We start from the raw sequence: 15,872 nt of genomic DNA on the forward strand, positions 1-15,872 counted from the left end.
ATAGCCGTCGCCAAGGCGGTTAGGACACTCGAGAAATCAAGCTCAAGGCTCGCATTTTCTTCTCTCCCCCTACTCACCGCGATTGCCTGCTCAAGAAAGCTCACCTTCACGATGCCTAAACCGCCCTGACGGTTGCTATACATAATTATCTGGTGTTGTCAAATGCGGTCGTGGCGACTGCTATCACTGATTTTTATTTGCTGATTTTTAACTGTTGGTTTGCGACTGACAATTCGATCGCTCCCCCCAGGCACCACCACGATTTCGGGAGGAAACCGTCGCAATCAGTTCCACCTCTCCGGCATCGTTAATCTGCCACCCCGTCGCTTCAACGAGTGCAGGTGGGGTCGAAATGGAGACAGGGAATTCGATGGAGGTTCCCGTTGTTGTTTGCATTGTGGATGAAAAATCTCGCCAATCCTCCCAGATCGTTTCTGGACCAATCGGGGCGATCGGTTCTTCGGCGAGTCCACCTCGTCCGGTAACGATAAACTGACTGTCGGTATAAGCCACACAGCCCGAGGTGACTTCTGTCGTGGGGTCGATGGGGCTTGCGGCTAACTGCACCAATCCCGCACCGGGATCGACATCGGGGGTTTGAATTTCGACGACGCCGCTAAACTCCGCCCCCAATTGAGAGGTGGCGGTGATATCGCTTTCGGGAGTTTGAAAGTCTCGAAACTGGGTACCGAAAATGCCGGTGGCGGCAAGACTCACCCGTCCCCCCAATCCCTGTTGGGCATTGGCGGTGATATCGCTATTTTCCAGGGCGACGAGGGTGTCGGTGTCGATAGAAATATTCCCCCCATTGCCACGATTTCCCGCTTCTGCGGTAATTTGGCTTCCGTGGCGCAGTTGCAGGGTATCTCCAACTTGTAAAACCACGTTGCCCCCTTCCCCCGATACGCTCGAGGCGGCAATGCGTCCCCCAGTATCGAGAAAGATCGCCTCGGCAGTTATCTGCAGATCGCCCCCATTCCCCAACCCTTGATTGTCAACACCCACTCGAGCTCGATCTGAGATATTCAAGCGAGGGGTATTGAGGGTGACCGTTCCCGGTTCGCCCGAGGGAATCGGCGGTAATCCCAGAATTTGTTGAATTGGTATATTGGCTGGGGCATCGGAACTGAGGGTGCTCGGGAGTGAGGTTCCTTCGACCACCCCACTAATTTCGATCGATTCAGAGGCATTCACCCTCAAACGTCCCCCCGCACCGGTGGCTGTGGTGGTGGCCACGACTTGTCCCCCGTCGAGAAGCCGCAACCGAGCCGTTTCAATGGTAGTATTGCCCCCCTTCCCAGGACCTTGCGCTATGGTTGATAAGGAACTGCGAGTGCCGTTGGGTCTAGTTCGATTAAATCCGATGACCTCTACCTCCTCGGCAGCCCGAACGACAACATTACCACCGCGGCCGGTTCCTTGGGTCAAACCCAGCAACGCACCGCCGTCGCGGAGGCTCAAACGGGAGGTCGAAAGGGTGATATCTCCCCCATCCCCCTCATTAAACGTATTAGAACCGATCGCACTCAAAGCAGTACGGCGAAGGGGAGAGGCACCGATGAGTTCGACTGAGTCGGTCGCATCGACCCAGATGTTGCCGCCGTTGCCCGCACCAAAGGATGCCGTATAGATTCCCGCTCCACCATCTAGAGTTAAAGATGGAGTCGAAACAGAGATCGCGCCGCTATCTCCGGGACCGATCGTGTCTGTTCTCAAAGCGCTAGAAAAACCATTGGGAGCGGAGTCGGTGCCGCGAATGACGATCGACTCGAAAGCTCGCAGGGTAATATCTCCCCCAGCCAAAGCACTCTGGGTGTTAGCAAAGGCAAAAGACCCCTCACTCAGGGTGATGCGCCGCCCCACCAGTTGAATCCCGCGGCCTCCCCCGCCACTGACATCTAACCCAGCGGCACCCGAAAGCTGAATGTCCCCGAAATTGCCAATATCTTCCGGGTAGTCCAACCTCCAGCCCAAAGCCGTCCCAGAGAGGTTTACCCGTCCTTCGATGGCGCTGCCGATGTCGATGCGTCCGCTGGGGGCACTCAAGAGTGCGCCATTAAAGGTCACATTTCCTCCAACGAAAGAAAGGGTGCGACCCGTTGGAACTTGTAGTCCCCGTAGTCCCACATCGCTGAGGTTTTCCTGGGGGGATGCACTCTGAATTGGGGGGGCAATCAAGCCATGTCCGGGACCCTCTAGGGTAATGCCTCCGGGATGGGGTCCGAGTTGCAAGCCGATGGGGACGTTCACAGAGAGTAGGGGCGCTGTCCGATCTGGGTTGGTGGCACTGAAAACGCTCCCATCTTCAAAGATTAAATGGTCTGCAGTACTGCCGAGAAACGAGCCACCGATGTCGAGTCGGGCGTTGGGTCCGAGCACAATGCCACTAGGATTAATCAGAAATAAATTGGCACTGCCGTTGGCGCGAAGGATGCCATCGATATTGGAAATCGTGCCTCCAGTAACGCGGGTGATGATGTTGTCGATCGTGAGGGCATTGTCGAAATAGGCCGTTCCTCCCGTATCGAGGTTGAATTGCTCGAAGCTGTGGAAGAGGTTGCTACCCGCTTGGCTTCCTTCGGTAATGCGTTGCAGCCCCCCTTCGATTTCGACGATCGAATTGTTGGGCAGAGTCGTATCGGGGAGGATTTGAGCCAATAGCTCTTGGGGAAATAAAATGATTCCCAAACTCGATAAAATTGCGCCAATTTTTATAAAATTGGTAGAGTGTCGATCGGTAAAATACCGTTGAATCACCTTCATCTCAAGACTTTAAAGTAATTGGTTAGATTCCCTCATTACCCATCCAATTCCCAATACCGAATTCCAATGAATGCTTATTAGAAGCCCTAACTTTTACCCAATCGTTACGGCTTCCAACGATTTCCGATTCCCTTTACTCTAAGGTGAATTCTGAGTTTAAGATTTCCCGATCTCCTGACATTGAACCGATGGGATACCCGATGAGTGAGCATCGCCCCGAGTGGGAGTTGCTGTCAGGACGATTTGACCGCGATCGTTTCGATACCAGCCTTGGGCTTCTACCAGAGGTGGATGTTCGACGATCGCTTCAGCCGCTGAAATGTTACTTTCAGTCTGAGTGGTGGAGGTTGTGGGCGATCGCAAATCGACCCAAGTGGCTTCCCCCGGCAAATCATCTGTGGGATTGGGGGGCAAGCCGCCGCGTCCGGTCACGGTAAACGAACTTTCCTGCCCCCGGGCGCAGGGATTTTGCCCCACCAATGCCGTGACATCCACTACGTTCTCCGGCAGGGTAATCAGCCCGGAACTCGTATCCACGTCGGGGGTTTGAATTTCTACCACGCCGCTAAACTCTGCCCCCAGGTCGGATGTGGCGGTGATATCGCTTTCGGGCGTTTGGAAATCTCGAAACTGAGTCCCGAAAATTGCTTCGGCGGCGATACTCACCCGTCCGCCAAATCCCGTCTGGGCGTTGGCCGTAATGTCGCTATTTTCGAGTGCCACCAGGGTTTCCGTTTCCAGGGAAATATTTCCCCCCGTGGCATTCCCTCGGGCGTTCGTCGTCATCGCGCTACCTCGGCGCAGTTGGATGTCTTGGGCTTCGATGAAAATGTTGCCCCCAGTACCGGTAAAGGGTTCGGCGGTGAAAGTGGCGCGATCGTCGAGTAAAATCGAGTCGGCTCGAACGTTCAAGTTCCCCGCACTTTCCCCTTCCCCGGCACTGCTAACGGCTATCAGTCCGCCATTACTGACAATGAGGGTCTCGGCAATCACCGTCAAATCTCCCGCAGCCCCCAACGCATTCGCCGTACTGCCGGAGAAAAAACCAGATGGGGCGGCATTCAAGTCGGCATCGGAACGCAGACTGCTGGGAAATTGACCATCTGGAGACGTACCGCTAATTTCGATGCGGTCGGCACGCACGGTCAAACGTCCGGCAGCCCCGGAATCGAGGGTAGACGTAAAGACGGTTGCCCCACCGAGAACTTGCAAACTGGGGGTGGTAATTTCAACATCCCCAGCCGCCCCCGAACCCCGGCTTTGGGTGCTAATATTCGTCAGGTCTTCCCCATTGGCAGCGGTGCCGATCAGTTCGATCGATTCCGACCCCCTCAAAATTACAGTTCCCCCTTGGCCGGAATCAAATGCAGAGGCACCAATACCCGATCCACCCTGCATCAGGATTCTCGGGGCTTCGACGACCACTTGACCCGCCGGACCCGAACCAAAGGAATTCGCCCCGATGCCGCTGTTAAATACACCGTTGGGGGTGGTTCCAGAAATTTCGATCGAGTCAGACGCACGAACATTGACGATGCCGCCTTGTCCGGTACCGAAGGTAGACCCGAAAATCCCACCTCCCACATCCAATCTCACAGTCCGGGCTTCCAGATTCAAAATTCCCGCCCGTCCATCTCCCAAACTATCGACAAAAATTTCCGAACCAATCAGTTCCACGGAATCGGTGGCATTGATATTGAGAACCCCACCGTCTCCGGTACCAGAAGAAACGCCAGAGAAGAACGCACTCTGTCGCAAGGCTAGAGTCTCGGCATTGACGGTCAACTCTCCCGCATCCCCCGCCCCAAATCCCATGGCGTACAAGCCACTTCCCACCTGGGCGGGATTTTGAAGGTTGGTAGAAAACAGAATGGGTAAAAAGTCTTGCAGTTCGCTAGTTCCCACCGCTTCGATGGTACGAGCATCGACCCTCAAATTCCCGCCCCGACCATCGCCGTAGGTTGAGGTGGAAATGAAGGAATCTCCGGTAATCGTCAATTGTTCGGTATCGATCGCAATTCCGATGCCATCTTCAGTTCCCAAAGTATCTGCTAACACTCTCGAATCATTTGCTAGGGATACCGTTTGCCCCCGCACTTGAATGTCTCCTCCGCCAACTCCACTGACATCCGCAGAGGCTTGGGATTGAAGCTGCACCGTTCCCAAATTACCAGCATTGGTGTAGTCCAAACTCAATCTATCGGTGGTATCCAAACTCACGGTCCCAGTTCCAACGCTACCGAGTTCGATGCGCCCTTGCTGTGCGGTCAGAATTCCACCATCGAGGGTGACATCTCCCCCCACTAAGGCCAGGGTTTCTCCGGGCAGAACCCGCAATCCCAAGCCGCTATTGCGCTCGGAGATGGGAATGAGGGTGGGGTCTTCGTTGGGTAGAACGTGACCGGAACCTTCTACGAGAACCCGGCCGGCGTTCGTTCCGTTCCATTGCAAACCCACGGGAACGTTGACTGAGAGTAGGCTGGAAGAATTGGGAGCGGTAGCACTGAAAAGACTACCATCTTCAAAGATGAAACGATCGGCCGTACTGCCGAGAAAGGAACCGCCAATGTCGAGTCGGGCGTTGGAACCGAAGACGATGCCGTTGGGGTTAAGCAGGAATAGGTTGGCACTGCCGTTCGCTTGGATGAGACCATCGATATTGGAGAGTTGCCCTCCGGTGACGCGGGTAATAATGTTATTGATGGTGAGAGCATTATCGAAATAAGCGGTTCCCCCGGTATCGAGGTTGAATTCTTGGAAGCTGTGGAAGAGGTTGCTGCCCGCTTGAGTGCCGCCGGTGATGCGTTGCAGCCCCCCTTCGATTTCCACCATCGAATGATTGGGCAGGGTTGTATCGGGGAGGATTTGGGCCTGGGTTTTTTGGGGACACACCAGGGCGAGCAGCACTGGGACTAAAATCTGGGTGACCCAAGGGCAATCGCATCTCCCGAGTGGGAGATTCAAGAGTTGAAGGGTTAAGGTTTTCATCTTTTAATACGGAAGTTAATTTGGTTTTTAAAAGTTATCGCTGTCGTTAAGAAACATCGGGTAGAAAAGGGTTAAAGCTTTAGGGATAAAGGGAGAATACATTCATAACTTCGGCATAAAAATCATTAGATTTTTGAGTTCTGGAGAGGTCTCACAGACATTGGCTTGAAATCAACAATCGCATCAGTTTCGATCTCGAAGCGATCGATGACTCTACCATGTCCCTTTTCACCGTTTTCCTCCAGAGATCTAATCGCTTTTCTTGAAGATCGATCGCGATATCGAGTCATCGATAAAACTATCGATATCGCTGTATTCATCAGAATGAGAATATCTCAATTTCACATTCGTATCTTGCTCCCTGGAACCCCCACACCCGTCCGCAATGCACTTGAATCTAACGCGAGCGATCGGGCTTTCGGCGAGGGTAATTCAACGAGAGAATGGGGTGTTCGCTCATGTTGAGGCAACGGCAGAATGCGGGTTGGAGACGATCCAAAACTGGCATTAGAGACGATCGAGCGTTGGTGAAACTCAGAAAATCACTCGTTTGTCAAGCCCCATGGTTCGTGTTATCGCTCGACTCATGGTCTAAATCTAGACTGTGTCCGAGCGCTGATGGGCACTCCTCGTCTGAAACCTCAAACCCCAGACCATTCCCGATTCCCATCTGAGATCGCGACCTGTCACTCTGGCGCTGAATTGGCGATTGGGAAACTTGTCCGTTGCGGTAGACCCACCAAAGGGAAGTGGAATGCGAATCGGGTTGGGAATCTCCCAACTCTACGAGTGTCTTGTGTTCTGGGGTGTCACTTCAACCCAAGCGTCTGACTGAAATGGGTAATATCCCGGATCGATCGGTCAATAGTGGATTGCGATGGAAGAGAAGGTGAGGAACAAGCGCAGTTTTCTTGGAAGGATTTGCAGACGCACAAGCGCTTTGTTGTTTTATTATGTACTTGCTCGATGCCAGTTTTGTCTATCGTTGAAACTACGGAAAATTCTTTCGAAATCGACCGGTTGAGGGTTATGGCTGCTGCGATTCCCGTGCTGGAGAGGTGTTAGAGATTGCCGGCGACAACTCATACTTGAGGTCGATTGGGTCCGGTGGGGTTCGAGGTCTTTCCCCCCTGCCCCAGTCGCCCCCTTCGCCCCCTTCTGCCCACCTTCACAACGGTCCTAATTGCTATGGCGATGGCTATAATTTTGACCTAACCGATATCGCGACTGCTATAGCGGTATTCACTGTAGTTAGGACACCTCCAACAATCATATCGTTGGAAACGCGAGCAAGAGCTCGCACTATTGTCCTAACCCGACTGAATACGGCTATATAGCTGGGGGAGAAAGACGCAAAATCAAATCCCCTGAAATCGCTTTCTCACCTGTGTAAAAAAGAGACTCCAGGGGTTAAGGAGTTGGATTGACATACGATCGATCGTGGTAGAAGACCCGAACGTTACCAGAGAGAGAAGATAACTATAAGGCTACATCGATGCGATTAGATACAAATCGATTAGAATTCAGCAGCACTCGTCAGTAACGGGATTTCAACCAGATGAGAGAGTCCTGCCGTTTCGAGGAGTTCGTTCCATTGGGCAATTAAGGCAGTATCCTCGGGGTTTTGGGCGCGCAACCGAGCCAAAGTAGAAACGGCTTCGTGCCAAATGCCGCTATCGGCGTACAGTTCGGCGAGAGTGCGATCGGTTGAAGTTTCGAGTGCAGATGCGAGTGCTGGTGCGAACACCTGGGTTTCGACACGCTGCGTCCAACCTTCCACGGCGATTTCGTTGGAAATACCGCGCTCGTTAGTCGGACAGTTGAGGGCGAAGTGCCAGCGATACTGTTTGCCGATTTCTAAGCCTTTCTCGGTTTCTGGGATACCAATCTTGAGAATTCCTGCTTGTTGAGGTAGCTCTACAGTACTCCGGTACACTTCGTTCCACTGGTCATCGCGAACGACGAATTCCGCAACGACGAGTTCGGCCGATGTAGCTGCCGTTTCCGGTACGAACACGAAAAATTCTGGATGCTCTTTGGTCGTCACGCTCCAGTCTCCTTCGGGGCTAACGGCTGGAACGAGAGATGCTAGGGTCAAATCGGAAACGACCTGGCTGGGCGAACAACTGCCCGAACGGGTTCCGCCGCCGGTGGTCGGAGGAGCGCCTAAGCCGGAGGGGGGGGTAAATCCTGCAAGTTGGTACGTAGCGTTGATTGTTGGAGAGGTATTGGGTCCGGCAAACGCTGGCGACACACTCAAGACGAGTAAATTGAGCGAGAGAGCGCCCGAAGCCCAGTTGAAGATTTTCGATGTCATAGTTTCAGTCACGTCATTCGGCGCGATCGAGTCAAATATTCACTGTCATACTCTAGACCCAGATGCACTCTGTTGTTTGGAATGTTGAAGCCATAGAATGTTGAAGTTTGTTAATGCGCATAACATCCCCAAACATAACTAGTTCATGTTTACATTCAATTTTTGTCCGAGTCAAGTCAGCTTGGGTGAACTTTCATTTCTGGCTGTCATCTTTCGCTCGAACAGCAATTGATGTGATATGCACGATCGAGATAAATATCGATCTACGAGTTTTTTCGAGTCCGAAAATAAGCTCGATTCTATTCTCGAATAATCGAGCGTTTCTCTCCCGATTTGCGTTTTTGGTCGAGATTCTCCGAATGTATGCGCGAGCGAGGCTGATGATTTTACTGCGAGTTACCAGTAATCGTACGGATGTCTGTCACCATCTGGGATGGGTGGCGTGCGTATCATTACTCATGAAGATAGAGAAGCACGAGCGTCAGCATTCCGAATTTAGCACCATAGATAAAGGAGCGACATATTTGTTGAAAGTGTAGAAATTGATAAGATTGGCGAACCACGAGCGCAAATTCTCAATAAGTTTTAATAAATTGAATCTCGCTCGATCGACTTCGTCTCAATTCTTAATCTTTATTTAACTTCGGTGGAACCGGATCGTAACCACCTGGATTGAGGGGATGGCAGCGCGAGATGCGGCGTAAAGCCAGCCATCCCCCCCGCCAAGGACCAAACCGTTCGATCGCTCCCAAAGCATATTTGGAACAGGTGGGATGGAAGCGACAGGTCGGAGGAAATAAGGGTGATATCAGTATTCGATAACCGCGAATCAAGCCCAGTAATATTACTTTCATTTCGATGGCTCCCCGTGAGAATTTTCGATTTTCGATTTTGGATTTTATAGCTGTGGGCGAGTTGTTTCTTGACACGCTTGATGAAACAGGTGGTTTCCATTCTCCATTTCCCATTTTCAAGTCAGTCACACTTATCTATATATAGCCAGCTGTATCGATACTCAATGAGAATGACTCGATCGCCGATGGGTATCTTTCTACCAAAGCGCTCGTTGCCTCTCCCAAGGGGGATACATGGTGCTATACACTGAGAAAGTTCTCGATCGTCAATGCTTTACTGTTGACATTAATAGTATATGGACGTTCAGCCCCATTTAACCTCACTCCTCGCGCTCAAAGGACCCATCGGTCTCGTCGCACTTTGGTTGGGTTTGGTGGTACTGGTTGCTGAAGGATTGCACCGCTACCGTTTGGCGCAACCGGAGATCGTCCGTAAAGTGGTTCATATCGGTGCGGGTAACGTCATTTTATTCGCGTGGTGGTTGCAAGTTCCCGGCTGGCTGGGAATTCTAGCGGCGATCGCGGCTGGAACCATTGCTCTGGTTTCCTACTGGCTGCCGATTTTGCCAGGTATTAATAGTGTCGGACGAAAAAGCTTGGGAACGTTTTTCTATGCCATCAGCATGGGAGTTTTAATTGGCTGGTTTTTTCCCCTCCATTTACCGCAATACGCAGCGATCGGAATTTTGATTATGACCTGGGGAGATGGCATGGCAGCGATTGTCGGCCAGCGATGGGGTCGCCACCGCTACCAGGTTTGGGGCATCCAGAAGAGTTGGGAAGGAACCCTGACGATGGGTTTGGTGAGTTACGCCGTCAGCAGTTCGATTTTGCTTGCGGTTGGCAACCCTCTGTGGGAAACGGGGGTCGTGTCACTTGTGGCAGCAGTAGTTGCGACGGGATTGGAAGCATTTTCTAAGTTGGGAATTGATAATCTGACGGTTCCCATTAGCAGTGCGGCGATCGCATTTTTTTTGCAGCAATCCATTGGTTTGTAGACTTCGGGAGGAAAAGGGTTAAGGGTTAAGGGGAAAAGGGAGAAGAAATTCATGACTTCGACATAAAAATTGATTGAATTTTTGATTTCTACCAGATGTCTTTAGACTCGACGAGTCGTATCTGAAAAACCCATGAACCAAACCGGCTTGAATCCCAATGGTATTACAGTCCCGAACGGTAGCTTCTTTGGCTTTCCCTATTCTGTTGAAGAGGCTTCCATTGTGTTTTTGCCGGTTCCTTGGGATGCAACGGTATCTTACCGAGAAGGCACAGCGAATGGCCCGCAAGCCATTTTAGATGCATCGGCACAGTTAGATTGGTACGACTTCGATCTACCCCAAGCTTGGGAAACCCGATGTGCGACGATACCCATCAATGCCAAGATTCAACGGCACAATCGCGAAATCCGAGCGATCGCCAAAGAGATTATTCAGTATTTAGAAAGGGGTGGAGGGGTTGATGATGAGGAAATCGCCGAACGACTGGCAACGGTGAATCGTGCCTGTGCCGATCTTAATCGTTGGGTGTACGATCGCACCTTCGAACTGTTGCAGCAAGGAAAACAAGTGGGTATTGTCGGCGGGGACCACAGCGTATCGTTGGGGTTGATGCAAGCCTTGGCAACGCAACATGAAGATTATGGCATTTTACAAATCGATGCCCACGCAGACCTTCGCCAAGCCTACGAGGGCTTTACCTATTCCCATGCCTCGATTATGCAGAACGCCCTCAAAATCCCCCAGATTTGCCGCCTAGTTCAGGTGGGGATTCGAGATGTTTGCCAAGAAGAAATGACTCGGGTAAAGAGCGATCGCCGGATTGTTTCGTTCGATGACTGGCAGCTGAAAGCCAACACTTACGAAGGCACCACTTGGGGGGAACAGTGCCGAGAAATTATCGATCGTTTACCCGACAAGGTTTATATTAGCTTCGATATTGACGGGTTGAATCCTTCCTACTGCCCCCATACGGGAACGCCCGTACCGGGGGGTTTGGAGTTTAACGAAGCAATGTATTTGTTGCGATCGCTCGTCAAATCGGAGAAAACCATCATTGGCTTCGATTTGTGCGAAGTTGCTCCCGGAAAGATGGGAGATGAGTGGGATGGGAATGTGGGAGCGAGAGTACTTTATAAACTGGCTTGCTTGTGCGGTCTGCAACTCCGTCGAGAGGGTTAATTCCCTCTGACAAGTGTAGGTTTTGAACTTTCGGGTGGATGAGAACTGGGGGAGCGGTCGGACTCCTTGTTAAGCGTAAGACGCAAGGGAACGCCGACCGCAGGGCAATCGCCGAACCCTGGAATTCTCGTTGTCGTCACCACCGACAATTGTCAGATTATCCAAAACCATTCTCTGTCAGGTTAATCCCCCCTGATTCTCAGATTGCTAGTTGCCGTTCATCAACCCCAAACGCTTGGCCACCGTTTGCACGTCTTTATCTCCCCGACCCGAACAGTTGATGACCACTTTTGTCCCGTCGGCGAGTTGGGGACAGAGGGTTTCCAAATAGGCGATCGCGTGGGAAGTTTCCAATGCGGGGATAATCCCTTCTAACTCGGAGAGTAACTGGAACGCATCCAGGGCTTGTTTGTCGGTGACGCTGTAATACTCGGCACGTTCCGTATCTTTAAGGTAGCTGTGTTCGGGACCCACTCCGGGATAATCCAATCCAGCACTGATGGAATGCGCCTCTTGCACTTGTCCGTCTCGATCTTGCAACAAGTAACTCATCGCCCCGTGGAGAACTCCCACCTGTCCCTGGGTGAGGGTTGCAGCGTGTTTGTCCGAGTCTACCCCTTCTCCGGCAGCCTCTACGCCGATGAGTCGCACTGTGGGTTCGCCGACAAAATTGTGGAACAGACCCATGGCATTCGAACCGCCCCCGACACAGGCCAACAGCAAGTCGGGCAACCCGCCCCAAGCAGCCTGACACTGGGTGCGGGTTTCTTCGCCGATAATCGCGTGGAAGTCCCGCACCATCATCGGATAGGGGTGAGGACCGGCGACCGAACCGAGGATGTAATGGGTTGTTTCTACGTTGGTCACCCAATCGCGAATCGCTTCGGAGGTGGCATCTTTAAGGGTTCCCGTTCCCGCACTCACCGGTTGCACCTCGGCACCGAGTAACTTCATCCGAATGACGTTCAGGGCTTGCCGTTCCATATCCTGTACGCCCATATAGATGATGCACTTCAAACCGAATCGGGCGCAGGCAGTAGCGGTGGCGACCCCGTGCTGACCCGCACCGGTTTCGGCGATGATGCGCTGTTTGCCCATTCGTTTTGCAAGCAGGGCTTGGGCGATCGCATTATTGATTTTATGAGCGCCGGTATGGTTGAGGTCTTCCCGCTTCAGATAAATTTGCGGACCGCTGCCGTCGGGTCGGGCGTAGTGTTTGGTGAGACGTTCGGCAAAATATAGAGGCGACGGACGACCGACGTAGTCTCGCAGCAGTCCTTGCAGTTCTTTTTGAAATTCTGGGTCCTCTCGATACTGCCAAAATGCCGTTTCCAGTTCCGCCAGGGCCGGCATCAGGGTTTCGGGAACGTATTTGCCGCCGAAGCGACCGAAACGACCGAAGGAGTCGGGGTGCTGGGTTTGAGGAGAGGTTGGGCGGTCTGTGGGGGTTACGGTCATGGGCTTTGAGATTCGAGAACGAGGGATGAAGGCGATCGGATCGGGTGCGATCGGACAAACTTCATTATAGGAGAGCACAGGGGCCCGGGAAACTTCAGGGATGAAGGAGATTTGTAAGTTCTAGAGGCATCTTCAGCATTGGTGCGTAATATCAAGTTCGGATAATTCGTTAGAATTGGGCGCAAACGCTTAATCTCTTCTCAAATTCTCTCCCCCAGCGATTGCCGGCTCGCTTCACGGTGAATTATCAGTATTCAACCGAACTTGATATAAATACACGGATTGAAGGTGTTAACTTTTGCAAAATTAGGATTGACTTTATTCTCGATCGTCATTCTGACCTTCAATTTAGCATCGAACGATACAAAATACTTTGAGCAAGGCTATGTACTATATCGATCGGTTAATGTCAAGCCCACTCAATCCCCTATGCGCTTTGAGACTCCATCGTTCTATAATCTCTTAGAATTCGCTAAAACAACATTGCAAGCGAATTGTGTTGGTCCGATCTCTGCGATCCGACACCGGCTAGAAACTATCGAAATTCGAAACAGTCAAGTTGCGCGGTGGCTGTGTAAGCTAATTCCCGCTCAATGTCCTTTTGCGCGAGATATTCGAGTCCTCGGGCGCACTTTATTTCGCATTCCTCCATTGTGCAAACTCAATCCATTTTACGAACAGCTCGTGGAGTTGCGCTTTCGGGCATTATGCTTCCTGGCTGATGTTTGCGGGGAAGACGTGAGCGGATATTGTTAAAACCCATGACTGCTTAGATTTCGCTCTCATAGATTTAAATTGATGGGCACTCTTGAAATTCTTCCAATGAAATTATTCAAACATTGACCGTCAGAGCTAGATCGCTGTGTGAATATATCGACGAACAGTATCTAGACGTTGCAAGAGAATTAAAAATTAGCAGTACTCGTACTGGCTTTCTTCCCTGAAGTAAAGCCAGTTAAATATAAAATTCAATCGATAATACTTTCCCCATGTAAATTACTCTGTAATATAGGATAAGATAAAAAGATTAAAAATTCTCTCAATCGCCCTTCTGGTATCGCTCAAGACAGAGCCAGGGTCATGAAAAAAAGTGACTTTCCACCGGGTAAATCCTTTCAAATTAATTCATCCCAATCTCGGTACGAATCCGGTGGATAAAAAACGATAAAAAGAGAAAGATTTTGGTGCAGGTGTTTGACTTCTCGGGTCGCTCCCGTAGAATATCTGCATACCAGTTTAGGGGATTTCAAAGGATTGCTTCCATCTCGAGAAGCGAGCGCCAAATCTCAACTTCAAAACTCTCACTTCACGCGAAACACTTTCTAAAGACGATCGATACAATAATGAATCACAACAAATGTTTGGGTAAAGTCTACTTAGTCGGTGCAGGACCTGGCGATCCGGGTTTGTTAACTGTTCGCGGTAAAACCTTGCTTGAATGTGCCGATGTGGTAGTGTACGACGCGCTGACGAGTCCGCAAATTATGGCAATGGTCAGTCCCTATGCCGAACTCGTTCACGCCGGAAAACGACGGGGACGGCACTCGATGTCTCAACCGGAAATCACCCAGATTCTGATCGAAAAAGCACAAACCCACGCCGTCATCGTTCGACTCAAGGGAGGCGATCCCTTTATTTTCGGTCGCGGTGGTGAGGAAATGGAAGATTTGCGGGCTGCAGGCATTCCTGTCGAAGTTGTGCCGGGGGTGACATCGGGGATTGCTGCACCTGCCTATGCCGGGATTCCCCTCACCCATCGCAACTACAGTTCTTCGGTGACCTTCGTGACCGGTCACGAAGCGGTGGGCAAATACCGCCCGGAGGTCAACTGGTCGGCGATCGCTCGCGGGTCGGAAACCATCGTCATTTACATGGGCGTGCGCAACTTACCGACGATAATCGATCGATTGACCGAAGCCGGACTCGATGCCCAAACCCCGATTGCCCTAGTTCGCTGGGGTACTCGACCGGAACAGGAAGAATTGATCGGTACTTTGGGAACGATCGTCGAACGAGTGGAAGCCACCGGATTTGAAGCCCCCGCCATCGCCGTTATCGGCAATGTGGTGAACTTGCAAGGTGTGTTGCAACCGCAGGTTTAGGGAGGAGGGGACAAGGAGACAAGGGGACAAGGGGACAAGGGGACAAGGGGACAAGGGAGACAAGGGAGATGAATTGTTCCGACATCCGTTCACCCCACACCCCACACCCAACACCCCACACCCCATTCTCTATTCCCCTAGAACGGCAAATTCAGACCCGGGTCGACATCAATACCGAGTTCTCTAGGGCATTCGGGAACCCCCAGGGCACTGCCAACAACATTGCCGATATCGCCGCCTAGAGCATCTCGACGCAGTTCGTTACAGATATCGATGAGTTGTTCCTGACCGGGGAGGGGAACTTCAAAGCCTCGAAATAGAGCGCCTTCGAGGATTTCGATATATTCTTCAACGGAGATCGCTTCCACTTGTGCGAGTGCGCCGTCTTCGATCGCAACCTGCTGACCTTGGGGAACTGAAACCGTTTCTCCATCGGCTCGTTCGATTTCCACTTCTCCTTCGAGCACTTGGAATCTACCCTCATCTTCGGCATTGAGAACGTAAATCGTGCCTCGGACATCGGCAGTAAATCCTCCCAGACAGCCATTCACCGGACCGCTGGCGACGAGTTGACCTTCGCGCACTTCAACGCACTGACCCACGACCACGGAAGATTCCGGGGCCAGTCGTCCGGCTGCTAAATTGCTGAATAGAAGAGCCGTGCGCGAGTCTTGGGTGCGGACGGTTTGGCTGAAATCCGCGATTTGGTTGAGGGAGGCCTTTTCTTCCTCAATAAAAACTTCGTCTCCGTCTAAAATTTCTTGGACGGTGGCTTGGGTGATTTGGGCGTTTGCCGGGAAACGGGGAAAGGCGATCGCACCGATTAAACACGCACAGCCGAGCACCCCCAAAAACAACCGCCAGAGCAGTTTTTTGATATGAACTCTCATCAATTGAGTCATCTCGTACGTTCTCCTAACTCGATTATTTAACGTCTGTTTTGCTGAAGTCGCCTCACCGGAATGCCGATTCTCGATGACGTTCGAGCGGTCGACAAGCAGATGGGAAGCGAGGGGACAACACTCGGAGAAGATGTCTCCGAGGGAAGGAAAGTACACCATTCTCTCTTCCCCACCCTCACCGGAAACAGTCCGATCCAAAACAGAGGTTTCTTTAGAATTTAGATTTTCCGGAATCGAACCCCAGCATGGGGGAAATATTCATAAGAGAAGGTGAAACCGATCGATTTAGGTCAATTTTCGATCGAAATAAT

10 protein-coding genes are annotated in these 15,872 nt (G+C 51.6%); 4 read left to right on the forward strand and 6 right to left on the reverse strand.

Translation table 11 applies throughout. The features are described 5' to 3' along the window. Positions 1 to 207: 207 nt before the first annotated feature. From AC2215_RS13225 to yidD, 4 genes are all read right to left on the reverse strand, one after another. The gene (locus AC2215_RS13225; protein WP_486810479.1) at positions 208 to 2,763 is read right to left on the reverse strand and encodes a two-partner secretion domain-containing protein; all 2,556 of its coding nucleotides are present in this window, start codon (positions 2,761 to 2,763) and stop codon (positions 208 to 210) included. A gap of 156 nt (positions 2,764 to 2,919) precedes the next feature. Then, a complete protein-coding gene (locus AC2215_RS13230) occupies positions 2,920 to 5,751 on the reverse strand; it encodes a two-partner secretion domain-containing protein (protein WP_486810480.1) in 2,832 nt (943 codons plus the stop codon). Positions 5,752 to 7,267: 1,516 nt separating this feature from the next. Next, entirely contained in the window at positions 7,268 to 8,068 is an 801-nt protein-coding gene (locus AC2215_RS13235) for a DUF928 domain-containing protein (protein ID WP_486810481.1), read from the reverse strand. A gap of 626 nt (positions 8,069 to 8,694) precedes the next feature. Further along, positions 8,695 to 8,922, reverse strand: a complete 228-nt coding sequence (gene yidD, locus AC2215_RS13240; protein ID WP_486810482.1) for a membrane protein insertion efficiency factor YidD — start codon at positions 8,920 to 8,922, stop codon at positions 8,695 to 8,697. Positions 8,923 to 9,218: 296 nt separating this feature from the next. Between yidD and AC2215_RS13245 the strand changes: the two genes are divergently transcribed. Further along, positions 9,219 to 9,920, forward strand: a complete 702-nt coding sequence (locus AC2215_RS13245; protein WP_486810483.1) for a diacylglycerol/polyprenol kinase family protein — start codon at positions 9,219 to 9,221, stop codon at positions 9,918 to 9,920. A gap of 132 nt (positions 9,921 to 10,052) precedes the next feature. After that, entirely contained in the window at positions 10,053 to 11,099 is a 1,047-nt protein-coding gene (locus tag AC2215_RS13250) for an agmatinase family protein (RefSeq protein ID WP_486810484.1), read from the forward strand. Positions 11,100 to 11,306: 207 nt separating this feature from the next. Here AC2215_RS13250 and trpB read toward each other — a convergent pair whose 3' ends face one another. Then, positions 11,307 to 12,557 (reverse strand): tryptophan synthase subunit beta, encoded by a 1,251-nt coding sequence (trpB, locus tag AC2215_RS13255; protein WP_486810485.1) that lies wholly within the window; start codon positions 12,555 to 12,557, stop codon positions 11,307 to 11,309. Between the two features lie 429 nt (positions 12,558 to 12,986). Here trpB and AC2215_RS13260 point away from each other — a divergent pair, with 429 nt between their 5' ends. Next, on the forward strand, positions 12,987 to 13,313 hold the full coding sequence (locus AC2215_RS13260) for a Mo-dependent nitrogenase C-terminal domain-containing protein (protein ID WP_486810486.1): 327 nt from the start codon (positions 12,987 to 12,989) through the stop codon (positions 13,311 to 13,313). Between the two features lie 587 nt (positions 13,314 to 13,900). Then, on the forward strand, positions 13,901 to 14,659 hold the full coding sequence (gene cobA / locus AC2215_RS13265; RefSeq protein WP_486810487.1) for a uroporphyrinogen-III C-methyltransferase: 759 nt from the start codon (positions 13,901 to 13,903) through the stop codon (positions 14,657 to 14,659). 137 nt (positions 14,660 to 14,796) lie between these two features. Here cobA and AC2215_RS13270 read toward each other — a convergent pair whose 3' ends face one another. Continuing rightward, complete coding sequence (locus AC2215_RS13270; RefSeq protein ID WP_486810488.1) at positions 14,797 to 15,561, reverse strand: FecR family protein; 765 nt, start codon at positions 15,559 to 15,561, stop codon at positions 14,797 to 14,799. Positions 15,562 to 15,872 lie beyond the last annotated feature (311 nt).

The sequence above is a fragment of the Zarconia sp. genome (assembly GCF_057467645.1).